Origin of the sequence: Micromonospora sp. KC606 (assembly GCF_004348675.1) — a bacterium.
Taxonomy (GTDB): domain Bacteria; phylum Actinomycetota; class Actinomycetes; order Mycobacteriales; family Micromonosporaceae; genus Micromonospora.
In genome coordinates, this window is sequence record NZ_SMKN01000220.1 from 1 (window position 1) to 9,716 (window position 9,716).

Here is a 9,716-nt window from a genome sequence, read left to right on the forward strand (position 1 = left end):
GGCGGCGGCCGGGGTGGCGGCAGTGGTGGCGAGCAGGGCGAGGGCGGTGGCGCTGGCGAGGGTGGACAGCGTGCGTCGGACGAGGGTCATGGTTGGCCTCCGGATCACGGGTGCCGGCGTGCTGCGGTGACCAGATGATATAGACGATTTTTTATGTCCACAATGTTGCGTTGGGGTTGCATGGGGGGCGGCGGGTCCGATTTGAGCGGAGGCGTGTCTTGTCTACGATCTTAAATATGTGAATACTTGCCTCACTCGGCTGGTTTCCCCAGGTCGGTCGGGTTTCTCCCGGGCGCGTCGCCGTGACGCCGCTCGTCAACCCCTTCCGGAGGTTGTTACATGCGACCCACGAGGTCATCGCTCCGCCGCGCCGTCGCCGTCGCCCTGGCCGGCACCATGGTCACCGGCGCGCTGCTCGGCGCACCCGCCCAGGCGGCACCCGCCCCGGCGACACCCGACGCCGCCGCCAGCCTGGTCGACCGTCTCGGCGACCGCGCCGCCGGCGCGTACGCCGACGCCAGTGGCAAGATGGTCGTCACCGTGACCGACGCGACCGCCGCCCGCCAGGTGCGGGCCGCCGGCGCCACGCCGAAGCTCGTCACCCGGGGCGCCGCCGTGCTGAAGGCCGCCACCACCGAGCTGGAGCGGTCCGCGAAGATTCCCGGCACGGCGTGGTGGACCGACCCGGCCACCAACCAGGTCGTGGTCTCCGTGGACAGCACCGTCACCGGCGCCAAGCTGGAGCGGGTCAAGGCCGCTGCCGCCCGGGCCGGCGGCGCGATCCGGATCGAGGCCGAGGCCGGCGTCCTGAGCACCCGCATCTCCGGCGGGCAGGCCATCTACGCCGGCGGGGGCGGCCGCTGCTCGCTCGGCTTCAACGTGCGCAGCCGCTCCGGCGCGACCTACTTCCTCACCGCCGGGCACTGCACCGACATCGCCTCGACCTGGTACGCCAACTCCGGCCAGACCAGCGTGCTGGGCACCCGCGCCGGCAGCAGCTTCCCGGGCAACGACTACGGCATCGTCCGGCACAGCAACTCCGCCAACGCGACCGGCAACGTCTACCTCTACAACGGCAGCTACCGGGACATCACCGGCGCCGCCAACGCCTACGTCGGCCAGAGCGTGCAGCGCTCCGGCAGCACCACCGGCCTGCACAGCGGCACCGTCCGCGCGCTCAACGCCACGGTGAACTACGCCGAGGGCAGCGTCTCCGGTCTGATCCGCACCACCGTCTGCGCCGAGCCCGGTGACAGCGGCGGCGCGCTGTTCAGCGGCAGCAGCGCCCTCGGCCTCACCTCCGGCGGCAGCGGCAACTGCCGTACCGGCGGCACCACCTACTTCCAGCCGGTCACCGAGGCGCTCAGCGTCTACGGCGTGAGCATCATCTGATCCACCAGCGCACGGGCCGCCGGGTGACCGGCGGCCCGTCCGTGTCCGTAGGCGCCGGGGCGCCGTTGGTCGAACGCGGGACTGACGGCCGTGCGTCGGGTACGGTCCGGCCGGTGAGCGCCCCCGTGACCCCGACCGCCGAGACGCCCACGTCCGCCTGGGCGCCGCTGCGCCTGGCCGCCTTCCGGGCCCTCTGGTTGGCTGTGCTGGCCAGCAACGTCGGCACCTGGATGCAGACCGTCGGCGCGCAGTGGCTGCTGGTCGACCAGCCCAACGCCGCCGCCCTCGTGGCCCTGGTGCAGACCGCCAGCATGCTGCCGGTGCTGTTGCTGGCGCTGCCGGCCGGGGCGCTCGCCGACACCTTCGACCGCCGCCGGCTGCTGATCGCCGTGCAGGGCTTCCTCGCCGCCGTCGGCGTGCTGCTCACCGCGCTCACCGCCGCCGACCGGATGCCACCCGCGCTGCTGCTCACCCTCACCTTCGCCCTCGGTGCCGGGCAGGCCCTCACCCTGCCCGCCTGGCAGGCCCTGATTCCCGAGCTGGTTCCCCGCGACCAGCTCGTCTCCGCCGCGGCGCTCGGTTCGATCAGCGTCAACCTGGCCCGCTCGGTGGGTCCGGCGGTGGCCGGCGTGCTGGTGGCGCAGGCCGGTGTCGCGGTGGTCTTCGCGGTCAACGCCGTCTCGTTCGCCGTCTTCTCCCTGGCGCTGTTGCGCTGGGGGCCGCGGCGGCCCGGCGGGGCCATGCCGGAACGCTTCACCGCCGCCCTGCGCGCCGGCGGCCGGTACGTGCGCCACTCGCCGGTGGTCCGCCGGATCCTGCTGCGCGTCGCGCTGTTCGTGGTGCCCGGCAGCGCGCTCTGGGCCCTGCTGCCGTTGGTCGCCAGCCGCCGTCTCGGTCTGGGCGCGGGCGGGTACGGCCTGCTGCTCGCCGCGCTCGGCGTCGGCGCGGTGGCCGGCGCCCTCGTGCTGTCCCGACTGCGCCGGGCGCTCACCAGTAACCACCTGCTGTTCCTCGCCGGACTGCTCTACGCGGCGGTACTGCTGGTGCTGGCCGGGGTGCCGGTGCCGGCGCTGGTGGTGGCCGCACTGGTGCCGGCCGGACTCGCCTGGATGACGGTGATCTCCACGGTCAACGCCGCCCTGCAGCTCTTCCTCCCCGGCTGGGTCCGCGCCCGTGGCCTCTCCGTCTACCAGATGATCTTCGCGGGTGGGCAGGCCCTCGGCGCCCTCGCCTGGGGTGCGCTCGGCCAGCTGACCAGCCTGGTCACCGCGCTCACGGTGGCCGGCGTGGCGATGGCCGCCGGCGCGCTGTCGGTGCTGCGCTGGCCGCTGCGCGACACCCGGGGCCTCAACCGGGACCCGGCGACCTACTGGCCCGAGCCGCACCTGACGCTGGCGGCGCAGCCGCGTACCGGGCCGGTGCTGGTGACCGTCTCCTACACCGTCGCGCCCGGGCGGCAGGCCGAGTTCGTCGAGGCGATGCGGGCGGTGGGCCGGTCCCGACGGCGGACCGGGGCGATGCGGTGGGGGCTGTTCCGCAGCGGCGAGCGGGAGAACGGCTTCGTCGAGGTCTACCAGGTGCCGTCCTGGGAGGAGCACCTACGCCAGCACGGTGGCCGACTCACCGGCGCCGACCAGGCCGCCGACGAACGCGCACGAGCCCTCACCGACGGGCCGGTGCGGGTGCACCACCTGCTCCCCGCCGACCCCGACTGACCGCCATCGCCCCTGGTGACGGGCGGAGCGCCGGCCGGGCTGCTGCGGGGGCCTCAGCGGGTGGTCAACCGGGTGCCGGTGAGCACCACCACCCCCGTCGGCCGCTCGCACTCGACGCGCAGCACCAACTCGTCGGCACCCCCGACGTCGGCGGCGAGTGGGACGGCCGCGTCGTGCCGGGCCGTGACGACCTTCCGCTCCAGCCGCTGGACCATCCCGTCGGGCTGCGTGGTGTGGGTGAAAACCGTGACGGCCGCCTGCGCCTGCGGGTCGTCGGGGGACCACGGCCGGACCGTGGTGGTCAGGTCGAGATAGCGCCGAAGCAGCGGGTAGAGCACCTCCCGGGGCTTGTCGGCATTGGTGTTGCGGGGGCAGGAGATGGTGATCGGCCGGTCGTAACCGGGGCGGCCGTCCAGGGCCCGGGGCAGCTGGACCAGGTTGGCGGCGCCGCCCTGCACCTCCAGGGTGTCGAGCAGGGTGCCCGCCGGTGCGGACGGCGCGCCCGTCGTCCCGGGCGTACCCGCGGCACCGCCGGTCGGGGTCGGCGAACCCGGTGGACCCGACGGCGCCTGCGCCACCGTCTGCTGCTCGCCCTCGGCGTCACCCGACGTCACGTCGAAGTAGTCGCGGGCGAGGCTGGTACCGGCGATCAGGACGCCGAGCACCGTCAGCGCCACGACGACCTGCCTGCCCCGCCCCGCGCGGTCGCCGGGGCCGTTGCCGGTGTCGGTGGGGGAATCGCTGTCGACGGTCACCACGTCTCTCCCGAATGCCGATGTCGGACGAGGTGTCAGTTTCTATCATCGGCGGACCAACAAGGTGGTACTCGCCTGATCAACTGTCGCCTATGTGATAGTCGGCGCTTCTTGTTTCTGCCCGGCAGGCCAGGGATTCTCACTTCCCGTTGCGACAGCGCTCAGGAGGTGCCCGGTGAACCAGCCGCAGAGTGACCCGACGTCCGGTCCGCGCGCCGCTCCGCCGGCCGCTGGCGGGCCGGGTGCGCCGCCGCCCCGGCCGCCCGCCCCGCCGGCCCGGCCGCCGCGCTCGGGCCGCCCGGTCGCCCTGCTGGCGCTCGGGGTCGCCGCCCTGGCGCTGCTGGTGGCGTTCGGCTCGGCCCTGTTCGCCTGGCGCGCGGTCGACCAGGCCAAGGACGCCAAGTCGATCGCGCTGGCCGGCCGCCCGGCGGACGCGCCCTCGTCGGCCCCGCCCAGTGCCGCGTCGGGGCGGACGGAGGAGCCGACGGAGGCACCCCCCGGCACCGATCCGCCACCCCGCTCATCGGGCGAACAGCCCGAGCTGAACGAACAGACCGTCTACACGCCAGCGTACGAGCGGAAGCCGCTGAAACTGAGCGCCACGTGCAGCGCCCCGCAGTACGCCGACCTGGACGTGCCGCGGACCCAGAACGACAGCGCGGGCGCCGAGATCCGGCTCAACGGCAGCTGCGCCAACGAGCCCGCGTCGTTCCGCCTGCTGGACGGGGTGGAGGGCAGCGAGGACGCCGAACCCGGCATGAAGCCTGGGGAGTGCGCTGACAAGATCGACATCGCGCTCGTCGCGACGAACCGCCGCATTCCGGCCAGCAAGAGCACCGTGTTCTGCCTCACCACCAACTACAAGGACGCCCGGGCGCGAAACGCCCCGTGGCGGATGGTCCTGGTCCACGTGGTCGGGGTGGCCAACGACGGCGTGACCACCATCGAGGTTTCCGCCTGGGAAATCCCGGACTAGGCGTTTCCGTCCACTGGCAGCCGCGCCACCCGCCGGGCCGACAGCTCGGCGGGTGGCGAACCGTGCGTTCGGCCGGGCTGACAGAATGCCGGGGCAGAGACGTACCGCAGATGAGGAGACGCCAGTCGTGATCCGTACCCATGACGCCGGCAGCCTGCGCGCGGCGGAGGCCGGCACCACGGTGACGCTCGCCGGGTGGGTGGCCCGCCGGCGCGACCACGGCGGGGTCATCTTCGTCGACCTGCGCGACGGCTCCGGCGTGGTGCAGGTGGTCTTCCGCGAGGAGGACGCCCACGCGCTGCGCAACGAGTTCTGCGTCAAGGTCACCGGCGAGGTGACCCGCCGCCCCGCGGGCAACGAGAACCCGGAGCTGCCCACCGGCGGGATCGAGGTGACCGCCAGTGCGCTGGAGGTGCTCTCCGAGGCGGCTCCGCTGCCGCTGCCGGTGGACGACCAGGTCGAGGCCGGCGACGACATCCGGCTCAGGTACCGCTACCTCGACCTGCGGCGCAGCGGCCCGGCCAACGCGATGCGGCTGCGCTCGCGCGCCAACCAGTTGGCCCGGGGCGTGCTGCACGAGCGGGACTTCCTGGAGATCGAGACGCCGACGCTGACCCGGTCCACCCCGGAGGGGGCCCGCGACTTCCTGGTGCCGGTGCGGCTCCAGCCGGGCAGCTGGTACGCCCTGCCGCAGTCGCCGCAGCTGTTCAAGCAGCTGCTGATGGTCGGCGGCATGGAGCGGTACTACCAGATCGCCCGCTGCTACCGCGACGAGGACTTCCGCGCCGACCGGCAGCCGGAGTTCACCCAGCTCGACATCGAGATGTCCTTCGTCACCGAGGACGACGTGATCGACCTCGGCGAGGCGGTCGTGTCGGCGCTCTGGTCCGACCTGGCCGGCTACGAGATCCCCCGACCCATCCCGCGGATCACCTGGCACGACGCGATGGCCCGGTACGGCTCCGACAAGCCCGACCTGCGCTACGGCGTGGAGCTGACCGAGTTGACCGACCACCTGCGCGGCACCGAGTTCCGGGTGTTCGCCGGCGCGATCGACGCCGGTGGGTACGTCGGCGCGGTCGTGATGCCCGGCGGCGCGGCCCAGACCCGCAAGGAGCTGGACGGCTGGCAGGACTGGGCCAAGGCGCGCGGCGCGAAGGGCCTGGCGTACGTGGTGCTCGACGCCGAGACCGGCGCGCCGCGCGGCCCGGTGGCGAAGAACCTCTCCGAGGCGCACCTGGCCGGCCTCGCCGACGCGGTCGGCGCGAAGCCCGGCGACGCGGTCTTCTTCGCCGCGAGCGCGAACACCCGGGAGGCGCAGGAGCTGCTCGGCGCGGCCCGCATCGAGATCGCCAAGCGGGCCAACCTGGTCGACGAGTCCGCCTGGGCGTTCTGCTGGGTGGTCGACGCGCCGATGTTCGAGCGGACTGACGAGGGTGGCTGGACGGCCGTGCACCACCCGTTCACCTCGCCGAACGCCGAGTGGGTCGACCGGTTCGAGGAGGCGCCGGACCGGGCGCTGGCGTACGCGTACGACATCGTGTGCAACGGCAACGAGATCGGCGGTGGCTCCATCCGTATCCACCGGGGCGACGTGCAGCAGCGGGTCTTCGACCTGCTGGGCATCACCCCGGAGGAGGCGCAGGACAAGTTCGGCTTCCTGCTGGAGGCGTTCAGGTACGGCGCCCCGCCGCACGGCGGCATCGCCTTCGGCTGGGACCGGGTCTGCATGCTGCTCGCCGGCGTCGACTCCATCCGTGAGGTGATCGCCTTCCCGAAGACCCGGGGTGGCTTCGACCCGCTGACCGGTGCGCCGACCCCGATCACCGCCCAGCAGCGCACCGAGGCCGGCATCGACGCCAAGCCCAAGGCGCAGGCCGCTGCGCACGCCGGCACCGCCGGCCCGGCCGCCCCGGTGGCCGACCCGGTCTGACCCGCCCGGGGCACCCCCGTCGATCACGAGGTCTGCGTCATTATTCGCCCGTCGGGCGTGACACGGACCTCGTGATCGTTTCGGGTGGGACAGGAGGGTGACCGGATGAAGGTGCTCGTGGTGGGAGCTGGTGGGTTCCTGGGCGGCGAGGTGTGCCGGCGGGCGGTCGCCGCCGGGTGGCCGGTGGCGGGGACGTGGCACGTCAACCCGGTGGAGATCCCCGGCGTCGTGGCGCACCGGCTCGACGTGACGGACCGGGCCGCCGTGCGTGACCTGGTCGAGCGGGTACGCCCGGACGTCGTGGTCGGCACGCCGTACCGGGTCGACGACTGGCGGGTCACCGCCGACGGGGCCGCGCACGTGGCGGCCGCCGCCGCCGGGTTCGGGGCGCGGCTGGTGCACCTGTCCAGCGACGCCCTGCACGGGGGGCGGCCCACGCCCTACCTTGACGACGAGCCGCCCACTCCGGTGTCTTTCTACGGGGCGGCGAAGGCGGCGGCGGAGACCGCCGTGCGGGCCGTCGACCCGGGTGCAGTGTTGGTGCGGACCTCGCTGATCGTGGGGGAGGGGTGCAAGCAGATCCAGCTCTGTCGGGACGCGCTGGCCGGTCGGGCCACCCTCTTCACCGACGAGTTCCGCTGCCCGGTCGACGTGACCGACCTGGCCGACGCCGTCGTCGAACTGGCTGCCTCGTCCTGCGCCGGTCCGCTCAACGTGGCCGGCCCGGACGCGGTCAGCCGAGCCGAGTTGGGGAGGCTTGTGGCCCGTCGGTTCGGGCTGGACCCGGCCGGGCTGAAGACCGCCACCGTCGCCGCGACCGGCCTGGTCCGCCCCGCCGACGTCCGTCTCGATTCGTCCCGCGCGGCCGGCCTGCTCCGGACCCGGCTGCGCGGGGTCACGGAACTGCTCGCGCCCTGACGATCGTCGCCCCGGCCATCGGTGCATGCTTCTTGTGCACAGGAAGTGTGCACAAGTATTGTGCGCCCATGGGGAACGACGAGAATGTTGCGCCTCCACGGGAGGTTCGGCTCGATCACCGGCAGGTCCGGGTGCTGGCGCACCCGCTGCGGATGCGGCTGCTCGGCGCGCTGCGTACGCGGGGGCCGGCGACCGCCACCACGCTGGCGGAACTACTCGACACCAACACCGGCGCGACCAGCTACCACCTGCGGCAGCTCGCCGAGGTCGGGCTGGTCGTCGAGGACCCCGACCGGGGCAGCGGACGGCAACGCTGGTGGCAGGCCGCGCACGACGTCACCAGCTGGGAACCGACCGACTTCGACGACGACCCGGACGCCCGGGCGGCGGTCCAGTGGATCCACGGCGACCAGGTGCGGCTGCTGGCCGAACACGCCGAGCGGTGGTTCGACGCCGAGTCGGACTGGTCCCCCGCCTGGCGAGACGCCTTCGGCATGGGCGACATCTTCCTGACCGTCCCGCCGGGACGTCTCCAGGCGCTCATGACGGAGGTGTGGCAGGTCCTGGAGCGCTACCGGGACGAGGCGGACCCGACCGAGCCGGGCGCCGAGCAGGTGCAGGTCTTCCTGGCCGCCTACCCGCTGTGGCAGGGGAAGCGGTGAAAGGTTTGTCCGTACGCCAGGTCCGGTGGCGTTACCTCACCCTGCACGGCCTGCGTTGGACGCCCACCGGCCTGATGATCCCCGTCATGGTCCTGCTCATGCAGGAGCGGGGCCTGTCGCTGTCGGAGATCGGCCTGGTCTCCACCGCGCAGGCCCTGGTGGTGCTCGCCCTGGAGCTGCCCACCGGCGGCCTCGCCGACGCCCTGGGCCGCAGACCGGTGCTCGTCACCGCCTGGGCGCTCAACCTCGTCTCGCTGGCCGTGTTCGCGACCGCCGACTCGTTCGCGCTCTTCTTCCTGGTCTGGGCGTTGCAGGGCGTCTACCGGGCGCTCGACAGTGGCCCCCTGGACGCCTGGTACGTCGACACCACCCTGGCCGCCGACCCCGACGCGAAGTACGAGCCGGGCCTGGGCCTCGCGGGCACCGTCGCCGGTGTCGCCATCGGCGCCGGTGCCCTGCTCAGCGGTGGGCTGGTCGCGTTCGGCCCGGTCGGCCCGGTGAGCGCGTTGACCCTGCCGGTACTGGTCGCCCTCGCCCTCCAGACGGTGGCCCTGGCCGCGCTGTTGACCCTGCTGGTGGAGACCCGCCCGGCGCGGGACCTCGGCGCGTTGCGCGCCTCGGCCGCCGACGCGCCCCGGATGGTGGGCCAGGCGTTCGGGCTGCTGCGCCGCTCCCGGGTGCTGCTCGCCCTGGTCGCCGTCGAGCTGTTCTGGGGCTTCGGCATGGTGACCTTCGAGTCGCTGCTGCCGGTCCGTCTGGCCGAGGTGATGGGGGACGCCGACCGGGCGGCGGCACTGCTCGGGCCGGCCAGTTCGGCGGCCTGGCTCGCCTCGGCGGCGGGCGCGGCGCTGACCCCGCTGCTGCTGCGCTGGCCCGGAGGCGCGGCGAGCGCGGCGCTGCTGCGCGTCGTGCAGGGCGCGACCGTGGTCGGCATGGGGTTGTTCGCCGGGCCGGTCGGGGTGCTGGTCGCCTACCTGGCCTGCTACGCCGTGCACGGCGCGTCGAACCCGCTGCACATGGGCCTGCTGCACCGCCAGGTCGACGGGCCGTACCGGACCAGCGTGATCTCGCTGAACTCGATGATGGGGCAGCCGGGGTTCGCCCTCGGCGCGGTGCTGCTCACCGCGATCGCCGACACCAGTGGCGTCAGCACGGCGATGCTGGTCGGCGCGGTGGTGCTGGCTGTGGCCGCCCCGCTCTACCTGCCGGCCTGGCGGGCCGGGCGCGTGGCCGGCGTGGCGAGCGACCCGGGCCGGGACGGCTCGATGGCCAACTCCGGCGCGGCGGCCGATGGCCCGGCAACGGGCGGTCAGCAGGGTCCGGGCGGGGCAGCCGCAGGGGTGGGGCAGGCCAGTCGCACCGAGC

Annotated in this window: 8 protein-coding genes; 7 read left to right on the top strand and 1 reads right to left on the bottom strand. The window is 73.7% G+C overall.

What is annotated here, in order from left to right:
• Nucleotides 1-339: 339 nt before the first annotated feature.
• Complete coding sequence (locus E1193_RS26805; RefSeq protein WP_132185959.1) at nt 340-1,392, top strand: S1 family peptidase; 1,053 nt, start codon at nt 340-342, stop codon at nt 1,390-1,392.
• Nucleotides 1,393-1,505: 113 nt separating this feature from the next.
• A complete protein-coding gene (locus E1193_RS26810; protein ID WP_243707918.1) occupies nt 1,506-3,107 on the top strand; it encodes an MFS transporter in 1,602 nt (533 codons plus the stop codon).
• 53 nt (nt 3,108-3,160) lie between these two features.
• On the opposite strand, the gene E1193_RS26815 is transcribed toward E1193_RS26810, so the two are convergent.
• Nucleotides 3,161-3,862 (bottom strand): hypothetical protein, encoded by a 702-nt coding sequence (locus E1193_RS26815; protein WP_132185960.1) that lies wholly within the window; start codon nt 3,860-3,862, stop codon nt 3,161-3,163.
• A gap of 175 nt (nt 3,863-4,037) precedes the next feature.
• Between E1193_RS26815 and E1193_RS26820 the strand changes: the two genes are divergently transcribed.
• The 5 genes from E1193_RS26820 to E1193_RS26840 form a co-directional block, all read left to right on the top strand.
• Complete coding sequence (locus E1193_RS26820; protein WP_132185961.1) at nt 4,038-4,838, top strand: hypothetical protein; 801 nt, start codon at nt 4,038-4,040, stop codon at nt 4,836-4,838.
• A 127-nt stretch (nt 4,839-4,965) separates the two neighbouring features.
• Nucleotides 4,966-6,771, top strand: coding sequence for an aspartate--tRNA ligase (gene aspS / locus E1193_RS26825; protein ID WP_132185962.1), 1,806 nt, complete (start codon nt 4,966-4,968; stop codon nt 6,769-6,771).
• A gap of 105 nt (nt 6,772-6,876) precedes the next feature.
• A complete protein-coding gene (locus E1193_RS26830) occupies nt 6,877-7,689 on the top strand; it encodes a sugar nucleotide-binding protein (protein WP_132185963.1) in 813 nt (270 codons plus the stop codon).
• Between the two features lie 68 nt (nt 7,690-7,757).
• Nucleotides 7,758-8,351, top strand: coding sequence for a helix-turn-helix domain-containing protein (locus E1193_RS26835; protein ID WP_132185964.1), 594 nt, complete (start codon nt 7,758-7,760; stop codon nt 8,349-8,351).
• The coding region (locus tag E1193_RS26840; protein ID WP_132185965.1) for an MFS transporter at nt 8,348-9,716 on the top strand (1,369 nt) is incomplete at its 3' end. The genes E1193_RS26835 and E1193_RS26840, both read left to right, overlap by 4 nt.